The 24132-nt window shown below is 57.5% G+C and carries 18 protein-coding genes; 17 read left to right on the top strand and 1 reads right to left on the bottom strand.

Translation table 11 applies throughout. From position 1 onward, the window contains the following. The 12 genes from AC6CH8_RS01360 to AC6CH8_RS01305 all read left to right on the top strand — a co-directional run bounded on the left by AC6CH8_RS01360 (nt 1) and on the right by AC6CH8_RS01305 (nt 17288). Entirely contained in the window at nt 1–3417 is a 3417-nt protein-coding gene (locus AC6CH8_RS01360) for an ATP-binding protein (protein WP_498188403.1), read from the top strand. Further along, on the top strand, nt 3407–4687 hold the full coding sequence (locus AC6CH8_RS01355) for a Wadjet anti-phage system protein JetD domain-containing protein (RefSeq protein ID WP_498188402.1): 1281 nt from the start codon (nt 3407–3409) through the stop codon (nt 4685–4687). The genes AC6CH8_RS01360 and AC6CH8_RS01355 overlap by 11 nt, the downstream gene beginning before the upstream one ends. Nucleotides 4688–5021: 334 nt before the next feature. Beyond that, complete coding sequence (locus tag AC6CH8_RS01350; RefSeq protein ID WP_498188400.1) at nt 5022–5387, top strand: TfoX/Sxy family protein; 366 nt, start codon at nt 5022–5024, stop codon at nt 5385–5387. Nucleotides 5388–5454: 67 nt separating this feature from the next. Beyond that, on the top strand, nt 5455–6327 hold the full coding sequence (locus AC6CH8_RS01345; RefSeq protein WP_498188398.1) for an SDR family NAD(P)-dependent oxidoreductase: 873 nt from the start codon (nt 5455–5457) through the stop codon (nt 6325–6327). Between the two features lie 342 nt (nt 6328–6669). Further along, the gene (gene dcm, locus AC6CH8_RS01340; protein ID WP_498188396.1) at nt 6670–7917 is read left to right on the top strand and encodes a DNA (cytosine-5-)-methyltransferase; all 1248 of its coding nucleotides are present in this window, start codon (nt 6670–6672) and stop codon (nt 7915–7917) included. Between the two features lie 98 nt (nt 7918–8015). Further along, nucleotides 8016–9281, top strand: coding sequence for a type II restriction endonuclease (locus AC6CH8_RS01335; protein WP_498188395.1), 1266 nt, complete (start codon nt 8016–8018; stop codon nt 9279–9281). 226 nt (nt 9282–9507) lie between these two features. Beyond that, nucleotides 9508–10518, top strand: coding sequence for an ATP-binding protein (locus AC6CH8_RS01330; RefSeq protein WP_498188393.1), 1011 nt, complete (start codon nt 9508–9510; stop codon nt 10516–10518). 5 nt (nt 10519–10523) lie between these two features. Continuing rightward, a complete protein-coding gene (locus AC6CH8_RS01325; protein WP_498188392.1) occupies nt 10524–10982 on the top strand; it encodes a hypothetical protein in 459 nt (152 codons plus the stop codon). Continuing rightward, nucleotides 10979–13699 (top strand): Z1 domain-containing protein, encoded by a 2721-nt coding sequence (locus AC6CH8_RS01320; RefSeq protein ID WP_498188391.1) that lies wholly within the window; start codon nt 10979–10981, stop codon nt 13697–13699. The genes AC6CH8_RS01325 and AC6CH8_RS01320 overlap by 4 nt, the downstream gene beginning before the upstream one ends. Continuing rightward, nucleotides 13692–14693, top strand: a complete 1002-nt coding sequence (locus tag AC6CH8_RS01315) for a PD-(D/E)XK motif protein (protein WP_498188389.1) — start codon at nt 13692–13694, stop codon at nt 14691–14693. Before AC6CH8_RS01320 ends, AC6CH8_RS01315 begins: the two co-directional genes overlap by 8 nt. A gap of 92 nt (nt 14694–14785) precedes the next feature. Then, complete coding sequence (locus AC6CH8_RS01310) at nt 14786–16765, top strand: AIPR family protein (protein ID WP_498188657.1); 1980 nt, start codon at nt 14786–14788, stop codon at nt 16763–16765. Between the two features lie 331 nt (nt 16766–17096). Continuing rightward, nucleotides 17097–17288 (top strand): EcoRII N-terminal effector-binding domain-containing protein, encoded by a 192-nt coding sequence (locus tag AC6CH8_RS01305; protein ID WP_498188656.1) that lies wholly within the window; start codon nt 17097–17099, stop codon nt 17286–17288. Between the two features lie 160 nt (nt 17289–17448). On the opposite strand, the gene AC6CH8_RS01300 is transcribed toward AC6CH8_RS01305, so the two are convergent. After that, nucleotides 17449–18348, bottom strand: coding sequence for an EamA family transporter (locus tag AC6CH8_RS01300; protein WP_498188387.1), 900 nt, complete (start codon nt 18346–18348; stop codon nt 17449–17451). Between the two features lie 36 nt (nt 18349–18384). Here AC6CH8_RS01300 and AC6CH8_RS01295 point away from each other — a divergent pair, with 36 nt between their 5' ends. The 5 genes from AC6CH8_RS01295 to AC6CH8_RS01275 all read left to right on the top strand — a co-directional run bounded on the left by AC6CH8_RS01295 (nt 18385) and on the right by AC6CH8_RS01275 (nt 24004). Continuing rightward, nucleotides 18385–18939, top strand: coding sequence for a MarR family winged helix-turn-helix transcriptional regulator (locus AC6CH8_RS01295; RefSeq protein ID WP_498188386.1), 555 nt, complete (start codon nt 18385–18387; stop codon nt 18937–18939). A gap of 688 nt (nt 18940–19627) precedes the next feature. After that, nucleotides 19628–20023 carry a peptidase inhibitor family I36 protein gene (locus AC6CH8_RS01290; protein ID WP_498188385.1) on the top strand — a complete coding sequence of 132 codons (396 nt, stop codon included), beginning with the start codon at nt 19628–19630 and terminating at the stop codon, nt 20021–20023. 42 nt (nt 20024–20065) lie between these two features. Further along, nucleotides 20066–20890 (top strand): hypothetical protein, encoded by an 825-nt coding sequence (locus tag AC6CH8_RS01285; protein WP_498188383.1) that lies wholly within the window; start codon nt 20066–20068, stop codon nt 20888–20890. A gap of 10 nt (nt 20891–20900) precedes the next feature. Then, complete coding sequence (locus AC6CH8_RS01280; RefSeq protein ID WP_498188381.1) at nt 20901–22043, top strand: efflux RND transporter periplasmic adaptor subunit; 1143 nt, start codon at nt 20901–20903, stop codon at nt 22041–22043. A 41-nt stretch (nt 22044–22084) separates the two neighbouring features. Then, the gene (locus AC6CH8_RS01275; protein WP_498188380.1) at nt 22085–24004 is read left to right on the top strand and encodes an ABC transporter ATP-binding protein/permease; all 1920 of its coding nucleotides are present in this window, start codon (nt 22085–22087) and stop codon (nt 24002–24004) included. Nucleotides 24005–24132: the final 128 nt, after the last annotated feature.

The raw sequence follows: 24132 nt of genomic DNA, 5'->3' as shown, positions 1-24132 counted from the left end.
ATGACCACTGACGCTCAGGACACGCTGTTCAGCATCGATGAAACAGTGGGAAAGGCGCACGACGGCGGCCTGCCGCCCGGGTTCAGACTGCAGCGTTTGGAATTGCTGAACTGGGGCACGTTCCACGGCGGGGTGCGGACCTTCCGTTTGGATGGCGCCAACAGCCTGCTGACCGGCGATATCGGTTCAGGGAAGTCAACTGTGGTGGACGCAATCACGACGCTCCTTCTGCCGGCTAACCGCATCGAGTACAACAAGGCCGCCGGCGCGCAAAAGCGGGAACGCACGCTGATGTCCTATGTAAGGGGCTTCCATAAAAGCACCAGGAGCACCGGCGGCGAGTACTCCAAGCCCGTAGCGCTGCGGGCACCGGGCACGTTGTCAGTGGTCCTCGGCGTTTTTCACAACGCGGTGCTCAACAAGACGGTCACACTGGCCATCACCTTGTGGACAATGCAGGAAGCGGGACAGCCGACACGGTTCTACTCTTTGGCTGAGAAGGAGCAGTCGATCGCTCAGGACTTCTCCAACTTCGGCCAGGATCCCGCCAAGCTGAAGAAGAAGCTACGTGCTGAAGGCGTCACCGTTCACGACACCTTCGATCCGTATGCGGCCGCATTCAAACGACACTTTGGCATCAGCGGCAATCAGGCCATGGAACTGTTCCACCGAACGGTCTCCATGAAGCAAGTGGAGAACATCACCCACTTCGTCCGAACCAACATGCTGGAAGATGATGACGTCGAAGCAAGGATCAGCAAGCTGATCGGCCACTTTGACGATCTCAAGAAAGCACACGAAGCCGTGGTCCGGGCCAAGGACCAGATCGACCTGCTGAAGCCGATCCGGGAAGGTGCCGACACGCACCAGAAGCTCAGCGCAGACGAAAACCAGGCACGCAAGCAACGGGATCAGCTGCATCCGTGGTTCACCGATCAGCAGTTGACACTGAGTTTGGAACATCAGGCTGAGCTGGAGCGGACGGGACAGAAGCTCCGCGAAGACAGCACCCAGCTGACCTCGGACATTGCCCGGCTACGGCACGAACTTGCGATCGTGCAAGAGGACATTCGGACCAGCGGTGGCGGCAGGCTTGCTGCCATCGACGCTGAAGTGGCGCAGCTTGAAACGGCGTCCCAAGCGCAGCGCAATCGCTTCGAGCAATACACAAGTGCCGCCGTCGAACTTGGATTGGACACTCCCGAAGACCGGGTGCTGTTCGATGCTAACCGGCAACGTTTGAGCCAGGTTGAGCAGGACCTCGCCGCCCAGGGTGAGGAGTTGCAGGACAGGCGAACGGCTTTGCATTCCGAGCTCAGGGAGCTGGCCGCGCGCAGGGAGGACCTCGACGCCGAACTGGCCAGCCTCGGCTCCCGGCAGACTCTGTTGGCTCGTCCGCAGCTTGAGCTCCGGCGTCGTATTTGTGTGGGCACTGGCATTGCGGAGTCCGCGCTCCCCTACGCAGCCGAACTGTCGCGCGTCCGCGACGGCGAGGCCGAGTGGGAAGGCGCGGCGGAACGTACGCTGAGGAGCTTTGCACTTCAGCTGCTGGTATCCGCTGACCACTACGCGGTGGTGAGCTCATGGGTGGACGCGAATGATCTCAAGGGCAAGCTGGTGTACCGGCGGATCGGTGACTCGTACCCGCAACGGCCTCCCGCACCCGGGACGCTCGGCGCAAAGATTGCAATCAAGCAGGGCACGCCGTTCCGCGACTTTCTGCTGGATGAACTCAGCACCAGGTTCGATTACGTCTGCTGCGACACTATGGAGGACTTCCGCAGGCATCCCAAGGCTCTGACAGTCAATGGTCAGTTGAAAGGCTCGCGGGGAAGGCATGAGAAGGACGACCGCACTGGCCTGACGGACCGGCGGACGTTTGTCCTGGGCTGGGACAATCACGAAAAGATCGTGCGGATTCGGGCTGAGCGGGACGATGTTGACGGCAAACATCGCAGTATCGGGGCGCAGCTGGCGAAGGTGGACACGTCCTTGGGTGACGCCGCCCGGCTGAACCGCTTGCTGGGCAACGTTGGGTCCGTAACCGAGTTTTCGGAGATCAGCTGGCAAGTGACCGCTCGCCGGGTCCAGGAGCTCAAGGATGAGAAACTGCAGCTCCAGCAGGCGAGCAGCGTACTGCAGCAGCTGACGATCAAGGAGTCTGAGGTCTCTGCCAGGATCGAGAAGCTTCAGGAACGCTCTGACAAGGTTCAGCAGAGGCTCGGGGCTAACGAGAAGGACTCCCGGGACATCGCAGCGGTGATCGAGGAATGTCGCCTGACCTTGCAGGAACAACCGCTAACGGACGACGGCGACGTGCTGGCTGCCGTAGCGCGGCTCACCGCCAAGGCGCTCGGTGAAAAGTCCCTTACCTACCGGAATACAGTTTCTACGGAAAGTTCGGTCCGTTCCGGGTTGACCGGAACGATTGATGCGCTGACCAAAAAGATCGCGACGGCTGCAGCTTCCACGGTGCGGCTCATGGCGGACTTCCGCAACAAGTACCCGAACGAGACCACGGACATCGACGCGACGCTGGAGGCTGCAGACGAGTTTAACCGGCTCCTCGAACAGCTGGAGCGCGATGACCTGCCCAGGTTCGAGGCGCGTTTCAAGGACTCACTGACGCAGAACACCATCCATGAAGTGGTGGCCTTCAACGCGTTCCTGGACAGCCGCCGACAGGACATCGTGAACCGGATCAGTGAGATCAACCTGTCCCTGGCGGAGATCGAGTACAACCCGGGCAGGCACATCCAACTGGAGCATCAGAACTCGACGGACTTGGATGTGCGGCAGTTTGGGATCGACCTCAGGGCCTGCTCCGAGGGCACCATTGGCGATGATGATCAGTATTCGGAGCAGAAGTACCTGCAGGTGGAGCGGCTGATTGAGCGTTTCCGTGGCCGTGAGGGGTTTACCACCTTGGACGAGCGCTGGACGTCAAAGGTGACGGACGTGCGGAACTGGTTTACGTTCTCGGCATCGGAGAAGTGGACAGAGACCGGCGAGGAGTTTGAGCACTTCACGGATTCCGGCGGCAAGTCCGGCGGACAGAAAGAGAAGCTCGCTTACACGATCCTTGCCGCTGCCTTGGCGTTCCAGTTTGGATTGGCTTCGGTTAGAGGCGCCTCACGCTCCAGCGCAGTCGGTCCTGCCAAGGGGAGGAGCTTCCGGTTTGTGGTGATCGACGAAGCGTTTGGTCGTGGCTCGGACGAGTCCGCCCGCTACGGGATGGAGCTCTTCCAGCGGATGAAACTGCAGCTGCTGATCGTCACACCACTTCAGAAGATCAACGTCATCGAGCCCTTTGTGGCACACGTGGGCTTCGTCGCCAACACCAACGGCAACGACTCCCAGCTGCGCAACATGACCATCACCGAGTATCGCGAGGAACGGGAGAAACGTGCCGGCTAAGTCTGCGCCGTCCCGTCGTTGGACGACGTTGGCAGGGCTGCGATCGTTGTCTGCAACTGCCTGGGACCGTGGACAACTGCTGCGCGAGGCTCTGGAACCGACTGACTTGTATCCGCGGCGTCGGGTGTTGAAGCGACCATCCGCCACGGAACTGCGGGACCACTACGCTGCCGCCCGCGAATGGGCTGCCGAGCTGTTCGCCGCGGCTGGGCGGTACAGCCTGGAAACGGTCGACGTCGGCCGCACCACTATCGGATCCAACCAGCTTCCCGCTGTGGCCATGTTTGCTTCGGTGGAGGACGAGGTTGCGTTTGTTGGTAAGTCGCGAGAGTTGGAGCGTTTCCGTTCTCTTGCTTCTTCGCTTGTAGCACTTGACCCCGCTCTTACGGGGTGGGCTTTGAAGCGACCACTTGCGCTGTTGGCGCTGGGCGACGCAGCATTGACTGCTGCACGAGTGGCGCTGTGGCTACGCGATCATCACTCCCCTACTATCTATGTGCGACAGCTGAGCCTGCCTGGGGTTCACACCAAGTTCATCGAGATGCACCGCCGGACAATTGATGAGATGGCGGCGGTGTTGGAGCCATTGGAAGGTTCTGATCAATTCCTTGGCGGGGCGCCTGACGACGAGCTGCTAAAGGTTGCCGATTCTTCGGCTGTCGATGAGTCCTTGCTGGGGCGACCGATTGCCCGAACACCCGCCGCGCGGTTTGCGGAGCGACACGGTTTCCTTCACCAGCCGGAGCAGGTCCGCTTCCGTGCGTTGGATGCGGCAATCCCATTGCTGGGTGACGCCCGCGACATCACGATGACTGCTTCGGCGTTTGAGTCCCTCAGACTTCCGGTGAGCACAGTGATCATCACCGAGAACCTCGTGAACTTCCTAGCCCTCCCGGATCGTCCGGACACCCTGGCGATCTTCGGCGCCGGATACGGCTTCACCTCTCTCCGGGATGCGGCATGGCGTCAGGATTGTGAGGTCCTTTACTGGGGTGATCTGGATACGCACGGCTTCCGAATCCTGGATCAACTGCGCTCAGTCCATCTGCACGTGTCGAGCGTCCTGATGGACGAGGAAACACTGCTGGCACACCGAGATGCCTGGGGCGTGGAAGCCTCCACTTCAAAGGCTGTGTTGGGACGACTCACCTCTGAGGAGGCTCGCGTCTACGAGGGATTGCAGGCAGGCAGCTATGGTGAAAATGTTCGGCTGGAGCAGGAATTGATTGGCTGGGAATGGGCACTGGCGCGGCTCAGCCGCGGACGCTGAGGTCCCGTGTAGCGTTGCGGCGGAGGTGGACTCGTGGCAGATCCTGAAACCAGCTGGGACGCGGCCAGTAATGACGTCACCGTTATGGCGCCCGCCGTCTTCGACGCCCTGCAAGCTTCTATCGACGTGCCTGATGCTTGTTACGAACTAGAGGTTCTCTCCGGGGTCCCTCGCCTTATAGATCATCGGCGCACGCCAGAGTAAAGTTCACCCATGGCAGCTATCCGGGGTTTCCTTCCTGCCAGCGCTCTTTCCCCGGAGCCTGCATAGGGCGCGCTGACCGGAGCCTTGGGTCCGGACATGAACGCCGTGACAAAGGCAGGAGGACAACCACATGCAGATGCCCAAGCCCTCTGACGCCGATAAGGAACGTTTCCGTTCGGTGCTGCCCGATCATCCGGATGTCATCGTCAAGCCAATGTTCGGAAATCTTGGCGCTTTCGTGAATGGCAACATGTTTGCTGGACTCTTCGGCCCCACCATCGGCGTCCGCCTTTCCGAGGCTGACAAAGCTGAGCTAGAAGCTAACCACCAAACTCAACCGTTCGGCCCTGAAGAACGTCCCATGGGCGGATACACAGGTCTTCCCGCAGCTTGGAACGATGACGCTGAGAAGGCCGAGCCCTGGGTGGCCAAGGCCTTTGACAATGTGGCCTCGTTCCCGCCGAAAGCGCCAAAGTCGCGTCCGCCCAAGAAGTAACCACTGTCCGCTCAGCAAGCATCGCAGGACCCTCGCAAAACCCGCCCTTTCGTGCTGAGATCAAGCCATGGCCTCGATGAAAGGACGAACAGCGCTCGTAACCGGCGCAACGGGTGGTCTTGCCAAGGCCATCGCCACGGCACTAGCCCGCGAAGGTGCCACCGTCGTCGTGGTTGGACGGACAGAAGCACGGGCAGAAGAGGCTATGCGCGACATTCGGGCCGCAGTCCCGGACGCAATCCTCGAGCCGCTTACCTGCGATCTCTCAAGCCAGGCGTCAATCCGTTTGGCGGCTGAAGAGTTCCTTTCCCTTCACGATGAAGTTCACGTACTCGTTAACGCGGCCGGCGTCTTCCGCAAGGAACGCCACGTGTCAGAGGATGGCCTCGAGGTCACATTCGCTACCAACGTGATGGGCTACTTCCTTCTCACGAATCTGCTCCTGGATGCGCTCAAACGTGGCGCGAGCAGGGATCAGGGGCAGCCATCGCGGGTCGTAAACATCGCCTCAAAGTATTCGGGCGGCCCGTCGGTCACCAAGATCGATTTCGACGACCTTCAAACTGCGAAAGGCACCTACAGTTACCTGCGATCAACCCCGCCGACGATGCTGGGCAGGGTTTTGTTGACTCAGGAGTTCGCGGAGCGCCTTCGCGGATCAAACGTGGTGGTCAACGCGGTGCACCCGGGCCTCGTCAAGAACACCGGTCTCCTGCAAGATGTTGGCGGACCGTTCCGTTGGATAACGAACACCTTCGGCAGGCCCGCAGAGAAAGCAGCTGACACGGCCGTCTGGTTGGCCACCTCGCCAGAAACTGCGGCTGTATCGGGCAAGCTCTGGGCGAAGCGCAAGGAACTTCCGACGCCGGGTATGGGCTCTGATCCAGCCGCGCGGAAGCGGCTGTGGGAAGAGTGCACGCGGCTGTCGAAAATTCTGTGACCTGGGCAGTGTCCTCGTAGAGGATGTCTTCCGAACTATCGGCCTCTAACCTTGCTCAAGCTCCAACTGCGGGGCAGGCTTGCGGAATCCGCGAGTCAGGAAGGGCCGGATAGACCACGCACGCGCCCATGCGAGCCCGACGTGAACGACAACCCATCAAAAATGTCAGAGCCTGAGGGCAGCGTAGGAATCGCATCCGCAAATCGGAACCTCCGACGAACGAGCTTTGTCGTGGCCTGCTGGCCTCAGAGCAAGCAAAACTGCTCCGGGGACCGGCGCGTCATTCGGAATCCGGGTCAAAAATACGACAGAATGTCGGGTGAACAACCCAGATAGGACGTAATGGACAAGGTAACCGCGCTTCTCAATCAAGCCCGCGCACGATACACACAACGACAGCTCGCGGAGCAACTCAACGTCTCAGACCGCACCGTGGCGCGGTGGGAAAGCGGAGAAACAGCATGTCCGACGATGCTTGCCCCAGCATTAAAAGAACTCCTTGGCATCCGCCCGGATGTTGGCTCGGATGATTTCACATTCATCGACCTCTTTGCCGGAATCGGAGGCATTCGCAAAGGCTTTGAAGCCCACGGTGGCCGCTGCGTGTTCACGAGCGAGTGGAACAAGTATGCCGAAAAGACGTACCTAACCAACTTCCCCGATGACCAAGGAGAGTCGCACACCTTCGTCGGCGACATCCAGCCGTTCCCGGCCAGCGATGTCCCTGACCATGACATCCTGTTGGGCGGCTTCCCCTGCCAACCGTTTTCCATCGCCGGCGTAAGCAAGAAAAACTCCCTCGGCCGGCTGCACGGTTTTGAAGACGCCACCCAAGGCACCTTATTCTTCGACGTGGCCCGGATCATCAACGAAAAGCGCCCGGCCGGCTTCATGCTCGAGAACGTCAAGAACCTCCGCTCGCACGACAAGGGCCGGACCTTTGCAGTGATTATGGAAACCTTGCAAGAAGAGCTCGGCTACGAAGTCCACACGAAGGTCATCGACGCCATAAAATTCACCCCACAGCACCGCGAGCGAATCATCATCGTCGGATTCCGGGAGCAAACTGACTTCACTTGGGAGGATCTGGAGATCCCGCCCGTTGGCCCGAAACTGGACACCATCCTGCACAGGACCGACGGCACTGAACCGTTCCTAGAGTGGGATGGGGACCGCTTCTTTGATCATGACAATGCAGAAGTGCAGCCCAAGTTCACTCTGACCCCCAAACTGTGGGCCTATCTTCAGGCGTACGCCGCCAAGCACAAGGCCGCGGGTAACGGCTTTGGCTTCGGTCTAGTTCACCCCACGGGGACGAGTCGGACACTGTCTGCCAGGTACTACAAGGACGGTTCCGAGATCCTTGTGGCACAGGACGGGCTTCGGCCTCGCAGGCTCACGCCGCGGGAATGTGCCCGACTGATGGGCTACGAGGACACCTTCCGGATCCCTGTCAGCGACACGCAGGCCTACAAGCAGTTCGGAAACAGTGTCGTCACCCCGGTGATGTCCGAAATCGCCCGGATCATGACGCCTCACATCTTGAAAATTACGGACAAGGAGGCCGCCGCCGAGCCGATTTCTGCCTGATCCGGCGGCTTCCGGACGTGTCGTGGCGCCCGCTCTAGGCAGGCGCCACGATACTGTCAATGCTCGAACACACCAGCTCACGGCGGCATGGGGGACTTATGGACTTCGGAGACTTGGCAGACCACTTTGACGGCGTTGCGGCCAAGATTCTGAGCGCAGTCGAAACTGTCGGCCGCAGCTCGAATCAGCACGAGCTCGACGGAGTGCGAGCACTCCAAGCATTATTCGGCCGCCCAACCGAGAAACTTTTCGTTCCCACCCGGTTTCTTCAGGTTTCCGACGACTCGGATGAACCTGTTACTGAGGACGGGATTTTGACGTTTTACGACGCCCGCATCAACATTCCGAACCGGTCTGAATACCGTCTCTACTATCCGGCATCCATCAATGCGATGAAGATGGCCCAGCCTGGCGACATCGTCTTCATCGCAAAACAGAAGACCGGTGGCGTCCTGTTCATCGTGGCACCGGCGAACTCAAGCGTCGCCGCTCAGCTCGACTGGCTCTTCGGCACGGACGTCTTGCAACACCGAGGCTTCTCAGTCCGGAGCGGCCTCGAGACCGGCCACGACAGCCTTAGCCTGCCCGCAATGTATTTGCTGGACATGCTCGGTATTGCCGTCGAGCCAGGCAACGAGGACTGGCTCGACAGGATTCTGCAAAAGTTCGGGCCCCGGTTCCCTACGTCGGCGGAATTCGGCGCCTTCGCCCGTTCTACCCTGCCCGATCTCCACCCTGCCCATAACCCGGACGGTGTACTCATGGCTTGGATCGAACAGGAAGAAATGCTCTTCAGAACTTTGGAACGACACTTAGCGGCTGACACCCTCGATGCGCTCTATGCAGACGGACACGTGGATGTCGACAGCTTCATAGAGGTATCACTTTCCCTACACAACAGACGCAAAAGCAGAGCTGGCAAGGGTCTGGAAAACCACCTCATCGCACTCTTTAAGATGTTGAACGTCCGCAACACTTTCAATCCCGTCACAGAGAACAGGGCCCGGCCGGACTTCGTCTTCCCAAGCATTGACCAATACCGGGACACCAGTTTTCCTTCACCGGATCTCACCATGCTCGGCGTTAAGACCACGTGCAAGGACAGATGGCGACAAGTGCTTAGTGAAGCAAAACGAATAGACCACAAGCACCTCCTGACACTGGAAAGCCCTATCAGTCCGGCACAAACGGACGAGATGAAGGATCACAGAATTCAGCTCGTCATCCCCCAACCCTTGCACGGACCATACAAGCCCGAGCAACAACGATGGCTAATGAACGTAGACGATTTCATCGCAATGGCCAAAGAACGCGACCGTCGAACCTCGACGGGACACCCTTCCCCAATTGCGTCGAGCCAGTGACTCTCACCGACCCGTTGTGATACGCCCTGGCATCATCAAAAGCCGTGTATGTACTGCATGTTGACACCGAACCAAGTCCAATAGTCCCGAATTGCTTACACCTGTGAACAGGCATTACCGGCTGCCACTAGCCCCGCCCCTCGAACAACGCCCGTTTCTGTCGTCCTGTCGCTTAATGTCGCAGCGCTAATGTAAGTTTGCGAGGTATTAAGGGATCGGGGAAACAATGGATTTTGAAGTAGTGCCGCCGGGGCCGCAGCTCATGGAATCGATGAGGGCGGTTGGTTACTCGCTGAAGACGGCCATCGCGGATGTCGTTGATAACTCGATAACAGCAGAAGCAACAACAATCGACATCAACTTCAGCGCAGAGGCGGGCAACACTTACGTATCGATCAGTGACAACGGAGTCGGCATGGATGCCGACGGGGTGCGCAATGCGATGAAACTTGCTGGCCGGAACTCCACGTCCACCAGAGCGTCCTCTGATCTCGGACGGTTCGGTCTGGGCCTGAAAACTGCTTCTCTTTCACATTGCCGAGTTCTGACTCTGATGAGTAAGCGGAATGGAAGCTTGGTGGGAGTCCAGTGGAATCTTGACCGACTCGCAGAATCAGGCCAGTGGCAACTGTTAGTCCTTTCCGATGAAGACCTCCTCAAGCTGCCACACGCCCGTTACCTCGACGACAAAGTGTCGGGGACCGTTGTCTTGTGGGAAAACATTGACATTTCAGACCCTGACCCTCAGAGGTTCACCGAAGATTTTACGGCTAGAATGGCCGCCGCTAAGGAACATCTGGCCCTTGTCTATCACCGGTTCTTGGAGGGTGAAGATGGGCAGAAAATCAGCATCCGACTGAACTTGGACAAAATCGAGCCAGCGGACCCATTTCTCAGCCGCAACAGGGCTACTCAGTCAGGGCACCGGGAACGGATCCGTGTCGAGGGCGGGGAAATCACCTTCCGGCCCTACACCCTGCCGTTCATTAACAAGATGTCTGCCAAAGAACGGAGCCAAGCTCAGCTCAATGGTCCGCTGAGAGACAACCAAGGCTTCTATATCTACCGCGCCAAGCGTCTGGTGATCTGGGGAACATGGTTCCGGTTGATTCCGCGAGGTGAACTGGGGAAACTCGCCCGGGTTCAGGTGGACATTCCCAACACCCTTGACCACCTAGGGCCTTGGATATCAAGAAGTCCGCAGCCAGTCCGCCGCCCGCAATTCGACAGGCTTTGAAGCTAGTGATCGATCGCATCATCCAGCCCAGCGAGAGGGCGTTTCGCCATAAGGGTGTCGCTGACGATTCCGGGCGCGGTGTGATGCGCACGTGGTTGGGTTTGAGCAGCAGGGAGGGGTTCTACTACCAGATAAACCGGGAGCATCCTCTCGTGGAGAACCTTATCGATCAGCTCAACGCCGAACAGTTACTTGCCTTCGACACGGCTTTGAAGGCCATCGAGTCCTCCTTCCCTGTCACGGATGCTTACGTGAAGCTGAGCGGGGACCAGCCTCAGAAGTCGCCCGAAACGACGGAGACTGCTCTGAAGAATCTTGCCATCGACTACTGGCGACAGTGGTCCGCCGGCGGGGGATCCGCTGAGGACTTCATCAACGGGTTCAAGGCGGCCGAACAGTTTTCCCGGTGCCGGGACACGCATGCCCTACTGACCGAAGTTACTGGACTGGGAGTTACGCCATGACGACTCTTGAAGAAATCCGTGCTCAAGAGTCGGCTCAGCTCGAACGAATGCTGAAATCGCAGCTCGTGGGAGAGTCCGTAACAGAAGACGTAGTGAACAACAATTTGACCTTGCTGGCCGGGATGTTCGGACAGCATTTGGACCCCAACGATTTGGCCGGCATTGCCCAGCGAATCCAAGCGGCCATGGGTGTCTCTATGGACCGCGGGACGGTCCTCACCGCCGAGAACTATGAGCCGTGGGTGAAGCAACAACGCGGCCAGATTGACTGGCAACGGTGGACCGCCTACCAAGACTGGCTGGTGAACGAAAAGGGCATCTCCCCGCGTGTAGTAAAAGACATGGGCGTGCTGACCGATGACATTCTTGACCTCGTGGGTGACCCACGCCGTTCGGGGGCGTGGAACCGGGTGGGCTTGGTACTGGGAGATGTCCAGTCCGGCAAGACCGGAACCTACTTAGGACTGTTCAACAAAGCGATCGACGCCGGGTACAGGCTGATCGTCGTTCTGGGCGGACACACAGGATACCTTCGCCAGCAGACTCAAAAACGCGTCGACGAAGGCGTCGTCGGAATGTCAAAACCCATGCCAGGCTCCAAGCTCGGCACGGACGCATCCCCGGAACGCTATGTAGGCATCGGAGTCAATAACAGGGAGCTCGTCGGCCGGGTCGCAGCGAGGACGAGTGTTTGGTCAGATTTCAACTCCGCCACCCAGCAGACGACCCTGATCCATGTCGGCAAAATGCCGGATCAGACCTTCGTGTTTGTCGTTAAAAAGAACAAACACATACTCCAGAGCTTGGTTAATGAATTTCAGGAACAGACCGGTTCTAACGGGAAACTCGAACTGCCAATGATCTTGCTGGATGACGAATCGGACTATGCCTCCGTCGACACGAGCAAGGAAGATGATGACCCCACGGTAATCAACGCCCTCATTCGGGAACTGCTCACAAAGTTCGAGCGCAGCTCCTACATCGGGTTCTCTGCAACGCCTTTTGCTAACATCTTCATCGACAGCGACGTTGAAGACGATCTGTTCCCGAAAGACTACATCTACGCTCTCCAAGCACCCTCGAACTATGTAGGGGCGGACAAGGTCTTCAACTCCGAAGACGGCGATACAACGGACCCTGTCGTGGACTTGACCGACGCCGACGCGTTCTTCCCTCCCAAGCACAAGTCCTCACTCGTAGTTTCCGGAATCCCCGAAAGCCTCCGCGAGGCGATCAGGACTTATCTGGTCGCCAACGCCATCCGGGACGTCCGGGGAGATAAAGACGAGCTAAGGTCCATGCTGGTCAATGTTTCACGGTTCATCAACGTCCAGGACCAGGTACTGACGCTTGTCACCAGCGAACTAACTCACCTGCAGAACACCATCGGCCTCCACACGAAAACCTATGCGGCCGGCCAAGCCAACCAAGTGATGGATCAGCTCAAGGAGACCTACACCAAGCAGTATGCACAGGCCGGGGTTAGCTGGGAAGAAGTGCTTACGGAGCTGCCTTCAGCCGTCGCTGACATCACACCCGTGGTAATCAACTCCTCGCTGAACAAGAAGCAAACAGCGGAACCGCTGAGTCAAAAACAGCAGGCACGACAGATTGTAGTGGGTGGTGATGTCCTCAGCCGCGGTCTGACCCTCGATGGCCTTATGGTCAGCTACTTCTTCCGCCATGCGACGGCGACGGACACCCTCCTTCAAATGGCACGCTGGTTTGGCTACAGGGAGGGTTATGAGGATCTCTGCCGGGTGTGGATTACCGCTGAGCAGGCCGCCAACTTCGCCTACATCGACCGGTCCGTGAAAGAGCTCAGGGCTGACCTGATCAGCATGCACAACGACGGCTATACACCGGCAGATTTCGGTGTCGCGGTCCGCAAACACCCCGGCGCAATGCTGATCACCGCCCGAAACAAGATGAAAACAGCAACGGAGTGGAAAGTGCGCGTGTCCTTCTCGGGGAGGTCACCAGAAACCACCAAACTGTCTGCCCGACCATCTCACATCAAGAGCAACTATGCAGCCGCGGAAAAACTGGTCCTGGCCATTGAAGAGGACACCGCAGCAACGTACGTCCCACGGGAAAAGACCCTCAGCCACCGCTGGACGCAGGTCGACCGCCGGCACGTCGCAGACTTCCTCGGCGGGTTCACAGCCCATCTCAAGGACTTCCAGTTCTCGACGGCTCTGGAACGGCACGTGCGTTCAGGGTCGCACTATGACAACTGGGACGTGGTCTTTATGGCAGGAACGGCGAAAGCGCCCACCAAGGAAATCGGGGGCAGGACGATTACTTTGAACCAGCGGGCGGTTGCCCTGACGGACGACTCCTATGCCGTGGCCGGAAGTGGCCGCCGGCTTGGCAGCAGCAGCGATTTTCGTTTGGTAATCGACGCCCAAGCTGTCTCGACGATGGAGAAGAAGTATGCGGAGACCAATACGTCCTCCAACCCTCCCGAGTCGGAATACATCCGGATATTAGACCGCCCTGCCCTCTTCGTCTACGCAATGGACCCCGAAAAGATAGAGGACAACGGCGCAGGGCACCGAAAACCCAAAGACCCTGTCATTGCCATCAAACTGGCGTTCCCGCACGGGTCCTCTGACCCTTCGGATGGAACCGAAGATATCGAGTACATGATCACCAAATCGATGCTCCGCAAGATGATGGGCCCGGAGGATGTTGATGGTGGGGGCGATGAATAACCAAGTTCCAGAAGACGTCGTGGCCTCTTGGGAGGAACTCCTCCGGCGTAAGGAAGGCCGGCAGCGGCTTCTGGCCCTCGGGCATCCCCTGAAAATCCATTTCGGCGACGGAGACAATGGGGAACCCATATTCTTTGTCCGCTCCAGCATCAGGCCACGGAAACCTGATGTCTCGGCAGCCGTCCGGGTGGATCTGGGTCTGCGACACGACGGAGAGTGGGCCATGACGTTCGCCCTGACCGACTTGCGCTTCAAAAAGACATTCATGAGTCTGTGTTGGGACCTTGCCGAACGCAGCAAAGATGCTTCCTCTGAAGCCGAGGGACTTTCACTGTTTGCCGCTGCCCTCGGGGAGTGGAAAAAGCTGATGACCTTCCACGACTCGGACACCCTTTCTGAGTCCCAGGTTCGCGGATTGATGGCAGAAATGTGGTTCGGGTTCGTCTCTGGCCATTTCCCCGCGCCTTTAGAACAGATCCAGACGGCATGGCAGGGCCCGTTGGGAAGCGACCAAGACTATAAGTTCAGCGATCACTTCTACGAGGTCAAATCCGTTCATACGGACTCCGCAGCAGTACGAATTTCCTCAGCAGAGCAGCTGGACGCACCATCCATGGACCTCGTTCTAGTCACCCTCACTGAAACCCCTGTGAAGGTGGACGGTTCATGGACGCTGCATGATCTCATCATCTACGTGGAAGAGCTGCACGCCGGCGACCTATCCAGTCTTGAAAGCTTGGCCTTCAAGCTCGAACATAAGCTCCGCGTAGACAAGAGCAACCCCTACTACGCCGAACATCACTACCTTCCAATGGGTTACCGGGGCTTTGCCGTTTCCCCGGACTTCCCTTCGATCCGCTCCTCCAAAATCGCCACGGAGTTGGTTGATGTTTCCTACAGCATCAAGATTCCAGCCCTGAATCCTTTTTTGACATTCAGTTCCGAACTCCAAGAACCAACATCCGTTCCCAGCCCCGGAGAAGCCAGCCCATGAACATCGAAGAATTCCACCTGAATCTGAACTCAGATGTCAGGGCGCGGGCGGAAGCGGAAAATGACTTCGCAGCCGGCGCCTTCGCCAGCCTGATGGCGGAGCGACTGTCCGACGTCGAAGAAATCGACAACCTTCAGGTGTTCCACTACGAGGGTCTGGGCTCAAAACGTCAGAACTTGGCCATCGACGGATTCGACCTTGATGACACCGACGGTCAAATCTCCCTCGCCGTCGTCGATTGGCGAGACTCCGAAGGCATTGCAGTCATTTCTACAACCGACGCCAAAAAGCGGCTTAAGGCGCTTGAATATTTCCTGACGGAATCTGTCCAAAACTTTTTGGAAGACGCGCTGGAGGAAAGCTCCATCGCTTACCAGCTCGCTCGGGACCTTCGTTCCCGTGGGCGTAACGTCAGCCGCTACCGCCTGTACCTACTGACCGATGGACGCACCAGCGACCGACTAAAAGACGTGGTTAGTTCGGAACTCAATGGAGTCCCCATCGAATATCACATCTGGGATCTGCAGCGGCTCCACCAGATCCAAGAATCCAACAGCGGTCGTTCCGAAATAGAAATCGATCTCGACCCATGGCTCCCGAAAGGCCTTCCGGTACTGAAGACCGAGGGAAAAAGTGCCGATTTCGTCACGTACCTCGCATCCGTGCCTGGGAACGTTGTTGCCGACCTGTACGGCCAGTACGGAAGTCGGCTCCTCGAAAGCAACGTGCGTAGCTACCTCAGCGCCCGCGGACAGGTTAACAAAGGCATAAAAACCACAGCCCTTTCCAAGCCGGAGATGTTCCTTGCGTACAACAACGGCATTACCGCTACCGCAACCGCAGTGTCGGTCGATACGTCTTCAGGTATGCCGGCCCTCCGCGGGATAAACAACCTCCAGATAGTCAACGGTGGCCAAACCACAGCTTCGCTCTACAACCTGCGGAAGGACACATCCCCCAAGCCGGACCTGTCCAATATTTTCGTCCAGATGAAACTCATAGTCGTCGAGGCCACAAAGGCAGAAGAGATCGTCCCGGACGTCTCCCGCTATGCAAACAGCCAAAACAAGGTCAGCGCCGCGGACTTCTTCTCCAACAGTGCGTTCCACCGCCGTGTTGAGGAACTATCCAGGCGAGTGGTAGCGCCTGCAATGGCAGGCAAGTCGTACCAAACCTACTGGTTCTACGAACGAACCCGGGGACAGTACCTGAACGAAAAATCCCGCGGCGGCGCTGCCCAAGCCAAGGCATTCGAGGCGCGCAATCCGAAGACCCAGGTAATGACAAAAACGGATGTGGCAAAATTCGAGCTTTCCTGGCAGCAAAAGCCCCATATCGTCAGCCAAGGCGCTCAGAAAAACTTCATGGCTTTCGCCAGCTCCGTGGCGGAAACCTGGGAGCGCTCGGAGTCGGACTTCAACGAGCTGTACTTTAAAAACATCGTTGCCCGGGCGATCATGTTCAACACCATCCGCGCCGACGTTGCCAAAGCTGACTGGTACGACAAGGGCTACCTAGCCAATATTGTCACCTACACAATGGCCAAGATTTCGTGGGAAATCGAGAAAAATGGCCGTGGTCGACTAATGGACTTCAATGCGATTTGGGCGCAGCAGTCACTCCCACAACCTCTACGAGAATTTTCCGTCGACATTGGCAGGCTAGTTCTCGAAGCGCTCAATTCTCCGAACCGACCCGTTGACAACGTGACCGAATGGGCCAAACGCGCCGAGTGTTGGACTCTGATCCAGCAGATTCCCGTCGACGTCCCGCAGTCATTTCTTGAAGTACTTGTCTCCCCTACAGAACAGATCGATCGACGGCGCCAAGCCGCGGCTACGCAAAAAATAGACAATGGAATCAACGCAACAATGAAAGTGATGCAGATCCCACCCGCAGATTGGGCCGAAGCCATTACCTACGGCCAGCAGCATCGAGCGCTCACAGAAAAGGAACTCAGTGTCCTCAAACTCGTGGCAAAGCCCGTCCCTTCCATCCCTACAGACCGTCAGAGCGCACTCATCCTTGGAGCCCTTCAGAAGATACAGGACCTTGGTTTCAGCAAAATATGACAGCCGACGTCTGATCGTTGGCGAGGACGCACTCGCTCACGGATGGATTGTCTTCAACTGATCTAGCAAGAGCGCCATAACGCTAAGATCCAACGTTACGATGCTCCATGGCCCAATATATGTTCCGGGATCTGCTCTGTGAATGGCGTCGCATGACCGGCTCCGTTCCGCTATTGAAGCAGATTGTCCACCAGAATCATGCCTAAGAGCCTTTGCGGCAATCTTGGCTAAGCTCCCAATCATGGACCAAAGCAAACCTTAGAGAACTCGTGACAAGCCTTTCAGACGCTGCCATTCAGGCCGCAATGAAGTTCGGTGCTGCGCTCCTCAAATTCGTCCTCCCAACGACTGTGGGCCCACAAAGTCACACCAACGGGGCTTCTACTTGCCAAAGAATGCTTGGAAAATCTTTACACCTACGCCACCAAAGCAAGGCGTGAACCAAGAAAGTGATGTTCAGATTGAATGCCAAGATGGGCGAATAACTGAATCAAAAATCAAGTGGTGTGGAAAAGCAAAATGAGTATCGAACAACCAGTTTCGCACCCGGGTACGTCCCATAAGGATTGCCCACTGCCGCCAGCAACCAACCGAGGGTGCCCAAGACGGAACGCATCTCGCCAGCTGGCGACAGCATACCGCCAAAGTATCGCGCCCGCGCCGTCGAACATTTCGCTCATCTGTCATCTGATCGCTTCCGCCTTCCGCGGATGTTCCAGATGCTCACCAGCCACCGGCCGCTGCACCAAAAACACAGCCGCCAGGACTAACAGAGCCCCCACAATCTGCCAGCCCGACAACGCCTCCCCCAGGAACGCAAACCCCAACACCGTGGCAACGAGCGGGCTCAGGAATCCCAGGAACGACACCACCATCGTGGGCAGCCGCTGGATCCCCCGGAACCACACGGCATAGGCCACTAAAGCGCCGATCACGCTGAGGTAAGCAAAGCCTGCCAGGTTAGGCACCGAGACCGACCCCGGCAGCCCTTCAACCACCAGCGTCACCGGCAGGAGCATGGCCCCGCCCATCGCCAACTGCAGGCCGGTGAACCCAAGCAGCCCCACGCCGTCGGGCCTTCCCCAGCGCTTGGTGAGCACAATCCCCGCCGCCATGCTCAGCGCGCCGGCCATCCCGGCAAGCACACCGATAACCGTCAGCGTCGCGGTGGACCGCAGGACCAGCAGGCCGACACCGGCCGCTCCCACAGCGCACGCGACGATGTGCGTCATGCGGATCCGCTCCCCCAGCAGCGGCACTCCAAGAAGCAACACGAACAGCGGCTGAATCGACCCGACCAGCGCCGCCACCCCGCCGGGCAGTTGGTAGGCGGTGAAAAACAGGAGGAAGAAGAACAGCCCGATGTTGAGTGCGCCCAGGGCGGCCGCCTTGAACCACCAGCTCCCCCGCGGCCATGTGCGGGTGACGAGCATCAGCACGATGCCAGCCGGAAGGGCACGGACGGTTGCGGCCAGGAGCGGCCGGTCGGCGGGCAGAAACTCGGTGGTCACCAAGTAAGTCGATCCCCAGACCATGGGCGCCAGTGCAGTGATGAATAGATCCCGAGGAGACGCCTTAGCCATTGTCCACTTCCATATATTTTGATGTCGAACTATTTGATGTACGACAATCTAGGTGGTGTACTGTTTGAGGTCAAGCTTGGAGGGATGATGGACCGCGACGCAGTAGACACGATTCTTGAGCAATGGAACAAGGAGCGCCCCGACCTGGACGTCAGTTCGATGGGCGTTCTGGGCCGGCTGAACAGGGCCAGCCGCCTGGCATCACTGGACGTGCAGAAGTTCATGAGCCAGTTCGGCCTGGAGCCGTGGGAGTTCGACGTGCTGGCAACGCTCCGGCGCTCGGCAGCAGAAGCGCCGCTGACTCCCGGACGATTGGCCAGCCTGACCATGATCGGTTCCGCAGCCATGACCAACCGCGTGGACCGACTCGTAAACCGGGGGCTGGTTCATCGTGAGACCAACCCGGACAACCGCCGGCAACTGCTGATCAGCCTCACCCCTGAGGGACTCGCCTTGGTGGAGGAGGTGGTAGAGCACCACGTGGAGAACCAGCACAAGATGCTCGAAGGACTGTCCAAGACCGAGCGGACGCAGCTCGCCAATCTCTTGCGCAAGTTCCTACTAACAAACAACGACGGCGAACCCTCCTAAGCGCACCCATGTAATCAGGCGTGGACACTTCCACAGAGCAGCTGGCGATCGTAATCGGAAGGGCCTGAGCAGCTATCTGCTCCTCAAGATGAGCTGCCTCGTGAAAGCCTTTTAGCATGACTCAGCCATCCAAGCTCCTGGCATCGTCGTTAGCCGGTGCGAAGTCTCCCAACGATCAAGCAGAGAATTGCATGTAGGGAGTACCGGCACCTCTCGAAGAGGCTTGGTCCAACCCACAAAGTCAAAATAGCCAGTGTGTACAGGTTGTTTCTCACCGGGCCGTTGCCGACCTCTTGTAGGGAAGCTGCGTCTAAACAGGCTTCGTTATAGGCTTCTTTTCTGACATGGAGCACCGCTCCGAAACGGACTGCCCCTAGCACTCGCCGTCCCCCTGTCAGCAGCGCGACACAAGGATAACTTGGCGATCATAGGGCCCAGCTGATCCGATCGAACCTGCCGCAGAGACTCCCCCACAGATACAGTGTCTGACTCTCCGGGATCATGACGACGATTTCTCAAATTTTTTCTTTATGACGACCAATTTGCCGCGATTAATCCAGATCCTCCGCAAATGTTGCATTTCGATCTCTGCTGAGTACGCTCCTGTTTTGGGAGACAGCATCGGCTTGATCAACCTTTACTCTTTCCCGCAATCTAGTAACCGGAATTGTTACAGAATTGGGGAATCATGCAGATAATAGGAGTAATTCGAACAACTGCAGCTGCAGCAACTGTCATTGCGGGCATAGCAGGCATAACCCTCGGCGCGGCACCGGCGATGGCAGCCTCGTGCTCCAGTTACAACGCTTGCCTTTGGCGTGAAGAGGGGTTTGGGGGTGACGTCTACGCGGATCCGGATGGAACCAGTAATTACGTCGGTTCATGGGTATCCAACGCCTCATCGGCCCTGGCCGTGGGCTATGGCGATTACATCACGTTTCACGCAGACGCCAACTACGGCGGAGATGCGGTGTACTGGGCCTCAGGTCAGCAGGAACCGTGGCTTTCGGACGTGTATGCCGGCAGGGCCCCCGGATGGTCATGGAATGACGAAATCGAGAGTCACCAACGCGGTATCCACTAAGTAAGCCGTTTGCCCTGTCGATATATCCGTTGGAGAACAGTGATGAAGAAGCCAATCCAAGTTTGTCTCGCAGTATCCATAGTTTTCGCGTTTACTGCCTGCTCACCCGCCGATTCCAAAGTGCCCGACGGGACCAGCACCGCCAAACTTGATCCGTCCATTGGAAGTATTTCGCTGCCTCTTGACGATTACTCAGTGACGAAAGAGCAATTCTTGCTGATCGACAGGGCAAACAACTTGCTGCTAGAAGACTGTGTGACGGCCGCCGGCCAGCCAATGGTGCCAGCCGAAACCACGGCCACCATCGGTGACGACCGACGCTTCGGGATTTGGGTCCCAGGGTTCGCAGAGAGATATGGATACGACCCTGTCCCCGGGTTAACTAAGATCGGCTACGCCTCAGGCGTCTCGGAAACGACAGAAGCGTCCATCGCAACCTTCGAAGGTTGCAAGGAAAAGCTGTCAGAAGAGCTGCTCCCTGTGCTGCTACCGAATGTTGCTGGAACCAGCAGTCCTGTTCAGAAGGGACTAGATGAATCCAAGTCGCAAGCCGCGTCATCAAGCGACTGGAAGCAAGCCCGTGAAGACTGGTTCGAATGCCAGGAGGCGAACGGCCTGAAACCGAGACGGGCTGACAATCAATGGGGTCCCGAACTGCCCGACGACAGGGAAGGCCAGATTAGGATCGCTTCCCAGGACGTCGCGTGCAAGACGGAAGTACGACTTGTCCAAAGACTTGGTGATGTTCTAGCTAGGTTCCAGTCAGAATACATCGGCAAGAATCACGCGGCGCTCATCGCCGAACAGAAGAAGAGAGACGAAGTTCTGGCCAAGGCTGACCAAGTAGTCTCGTCGTACGGCTCCTAAGGCCACGAAAATGTTGTCAGAACAGACAAGAAGAGTACGAATACCTTTCTTCTCGCATCCTCTGAGGCTTTGGATATTCGTTACAGCCCTTATCGTCTCCATCCTCATTGGCTTTTTCCTGGGAACAACAATAAAGTCACCCGGGTCCAAAGCAATCGATGCTTCAAGTTTTCAGATCCCCGCGGCCGTTCCTATCGAAGACCGTGTGGTAACAGATCGGCTCACCCTCCAAGGAGCAGTCGTCCCTGGATCAAAGTTTGACGTGAAGGCAGCGGCGCCCCAGGGAACTGACCGCGCGGTCGTATCAGAACTGTTCGTGAATCCAGGCGACAACGTCACGAGCGGGCAACTCCTGGCCATGATTTCGGGTCGCCCACTCATTACCTTGCAGTCATCGGTGCCGTTGTACCGCAACATGCGTGAAAATGACCAAGGTGAAGACGTCAGGACGTTCCAGTTAGCCCTCACGGATCTCGGGTTCCCGACCACGTCGACGGGAAAAGTAGACAGACAAACCCTTGCTTCAGTTCGAGGACTATACGAGAGATTTGAAGTCATCCCTCCCGGCGGGACTGGCAAGGACGCCTACATAGATTGGCGTGAGTTCACCCAGATACCTGGGGACAGCGGGGTGTTTCTCTCAACTTCCGCTGTCGGAACCGTCTTGCTTGATCAACCCTTTGCAGTAATTCAAACCGCACCGGATGTTGTCTTAGCCCGCATCACCGTCCTGCAGTCAGACAAGCTGAAGACGGGTGAGACCGTCCGGATACAGACTGGTGACGGAACGCCGAGAACCGGGCGGATTCTATCGACCAGCGCATTCAGCCCCGGGGACGAGAAGCAGAACAAGCCGGCCGGAATGGATATAGCTATCTCCGTTCCGGATGAGGCTAGAAACGACTTCCGACCCAACGATCCGGTTCTTGTGACCTATGGAACTGATTCCCCGAGCTCCCCTGCCATACCAGTTATTGCGATTCGACAAGATGCAGAAGGTGTCTACGTCCTTCGCTACACTCCTAAAACCGTGGCAGAAACCACTCCCCAACCTGAGCACAGGGTCTACGTCAAGATACTGCGGGAAGCCGATGGATGGGCCGCTATCGAAACCAACGCTGAACTGCCCGTAGGAGCAAAGGTCCTGATTTGAGGGTGGCTTCCAATCTCAAGAAGAGTAGTAGAGGCTGAAAAATGAATGACCCTATTCTCCAACTTGTTGGTGTAGCGAGAGCCTATGGGAAAGCCAATTCCGCCAGCGTGGCCCTCTGTCGAGCTGACCTTGAAATTTCGAGGGGCGAGTTCGTCGCCATAGTGGGTCCGTCCGGCTCAGGGAAGTCGACTCTACTGAACATCATTGGGCTCCTGGATAGACCTGACGCCGGCACCTACAACGTTGATGGGGTGGCAACCCACAGACTCAAAGAAGCCGAGAGAGACCGGCTGAGGGCGGAGACGTTTGGCTTTGTGTTCCAATCTTCAAACGTCATTCTTGAAGAATCAGCAGCACGAAACGCTGCTTTTGGTATCAGAATCCAAGGGCTCCGGCGCTCTCGTAGAGAAGTCATCGTGGCCGCCGTTCTCAACCAGTTTGGTTTGACACACACTGCGGAAAGAACAGCCAAGAATCTCTCCGGCGGTGAACGACAAAGGCTCGCACTTGCTCGCGCCGTTGCAACCTCCCCTAAAGTCCTGCTGGCCGACGAACCAACAGGAAACCTCGACTCTGCCAACAGTTCCCTCGTTATCGAGTATTTGCAGAAGCTCAACCAACGGGGGACAACCATCGTCGTGATCACTCATGACCCGGACGTTGCCGCGGCGGCGAACCGGCAGATTCTAATCACTGATGGTGAACTGACAGGTTCGACTACTGAATTTGAATCGCCTCGACCTCAGAAACCAGAACAAAGCAGTAAACCTGCAGGCAGGCCAAAGCAAGCCCTTTTGGCTTGGCGTGGATTACTTGATGACATTTCCGATGCGCTGTCTTCTCTTTCCTCGAAACCCCTGCGCTCACTGATGTTGATCATGGCCTTTGTGCTCGGCACCGGAGGGTTGGTCACGGCGGTCGGAATCAGCCAGAGTGCAGCCGTTCAGGTTTCCGACCGCCTTACCCAGGCCGCGTTGGACGAGGTCATTGTGACCACAACCCCGTCCATGGATGCTGATGCGGCAAAATCAGCAATTCTGTCGCTCGACGGAGTGCGAGGCGTCGGGTACCGCCAAAGCCTTCCGGCAGCCGAAGCACCGGTCAGCCTGCTGCCTCCATCTAGTTTCCAGAGTCAATCGGGTTTCGAAGGAACTGTCGTAGTTGCAGACGAAGCGCTCCTGAGCCTTTCCGAAGCCAAACTCGCGCCTGCACACATGAGTTATGCCCTTGACGCATCTGATGGAAGAGCCAACGCTATTGTCGGCGAGAAAGCAGCCCAAGCGCTGGGTATCTCAGTGCCTGGACCCGGTAAACGGGTCTGGGTCAACGGAACGCCGTTGAATGTCATCGCAATCTTGACTGAAGCAAACCGCGACAGCGCTTTAGTCAACAGCGTCATCATTTCAAGGCACTCAGAGTTGTCCGACGGCACTGGATCGCTCGTTGTTCGCACACAGCCTGGATATCCTGCACCCCTCTCTGAATCCATACCGAAAATACTTGCGCCTGGAAATCCCGCCAGCATCAAGGTCAACACTGTTGCGGACCTACGAGCACTGCGTTTTGGGGTAGCAAACGATTTGGGCACCTTCATTGGAATTATCTCTTGGGTCCTACTCGCGTTGGCCAGCCTATCTGCGGCCACATCCATGTACCTCTCCGTACAAGCGCGCTCGGCAGAGATTGCCCTCCGTCGCGCGCTCGGAAGCAGCCGCCACAGTATCAGGCAACTTTTCACAATCGAAGGGACACTTGTGGGGTTGGCCGGCGGTGTAACTGGTTCGGCCATTGGCATCTTCGCTGTCCTGATTATCTGTTCGATTCAGGGCTGGTCACCCGTGCTGGCCCTGAATTCTGTAGGAGTAGGCATATCCGCTGGCGGCATCACAGGGATTGTCTCGTCCATATATCCTGCGTTCGCGGCCGCGCGAGCAGATCCTGCTCAGGCAATACGAGGTTGAGCGCCCAAGGTCGATGCTGCCCAGAACCCGGCCCTGTGCCCGCCTAAAATAGAACGGTGATAGTGGGCTATTGGAAGGTAGCATTCGAGAAAGTCCTCAGGGCGATCAACTGCCAGGAGCATCCATCT

The sequence above is a fragment of the Paenarthrobacter sp. GQ52 genome (assembly GCF_059759005.1).
Note: the sequence above shows the minus strand (reverse complement) of the source record. Positions and strands in the feature narration are given on the sequence as shown.

What these genes read in the sequence shown, in the direction of transcription:
- AC6CH8_RS01350 (WP_498188400.1), top strand. Translation starts at nt 5,022, where the DNA reads ATGCAGATGCCCAAGCCCTCTGACGCCGATAAGGAACGTTTCCGTTCG.
- AC6CH8_RS01300 (WP_498188387.1), bottom strand. Translation starts at nt 18,348, where the DNA reads ATGGCTAAGGCGTCTCCTCGGGATCTATTCATCACTGCACTGGCGCCC.
- AC6CH8_RS01275 (WP_498188380.1), top strand. Translation starts at nt 22,085, where the DNA reads ATGAATGACCCTATTCTCCAACTTGTTGGTGTAGCGAGAGCCTATGGG.
- AC6CH8_RS01345 (WP_498188398.1), top strand. Translation starts at nt 5,455, where the DNA reads ATGGCCTCGATGAAAGGACGAACAGCGCTCGTAACCGGCGCAACGGGT.
- AC6CH8_RS01360 (WP_498188403.1), top strand. Translation starts at nt 1, where the DNA reads ATGACCACTGACGCTCAGGACACGCTGTTCAGCATCGATGAAACAGTG.
- AC6CH8_RS01290 (WP_498188385.1), top strand. Translation starts at nt 19,628, where the DNA reads ATGCAGATAATAGGAGTAATTCGAACAACTGCAGCTGCAGCAACTGTC.
- AC6CH8_RS01280 (WP_498188381.1), top strand. Translation starts at nt 20,901, where the DNA reads ATGTTGTCAGAACAGACAAGAAGAGTACGAATACCTTTCTTCTCGCAT.
- AC6CH8_RS01295 (WP_498188386.1), top strand. Translation starts at nt 18,385, where the DNA reads ATGTACGACAATCTAGGTGGTGTACTGTTTGAGGTCAAGCTTGGAGGG.
- AC6CH8_RS01315 (WP_498188389.1), top strand. Translation starts at nt 13,692, where the DNA reads ATGAATAACCAAGTTCCAGAAGACGTCGTGGCCTCTTGGGAGGAACTC.
- AC6CH8_RS01320 (WP_498188391.1), top strand. Translation starts at nt 10,979, where the DNA reads ATGACGACTCTTGAAGAAATCCGTGCTCAAGAGTCGGCTCAGCTCGAA.
- dcm (WP_498188396.1), top strand. Translation starts at nt 6,670, where the DNA reads ATGGACAAGGTAACCGCGCTTCTCAATCAAGCCCGCGCACGATACACA.
- AC6CH8_RS01335 (WP_498188395.1), top strand. Translation starts at nt 8,016, where the DNA reads ATGGACTTCGGAGACTTGGCAGACCACTTTGACGGCGTTGCGGCCAAG.
- AC6CH8_RS01330 (WP_498188393.1), top strand. Translation starts at nt 9,508, where the DNA reads ATGGATTTTGAAGTAGTGCCGCCGGGGCCGCAGCTCATGGAATCGATG.
- AC6CH8_RS01285 (WP_498188383.1), top strand. Translation starts at nt 20,066, where the DNA reads ATGAAGAAGCCAATCCAAGTTTGTCTCGCAGTATCCATAGTTTTCGCG.
- AC6CH8_RS01310 (WP_498188657.1), top strand. Translation starts at nt 14,786, where the DNA reads ATGGCGGAGCGACTGTCCGACGTCGAAGAAATCGACAACCTTCAGGTG.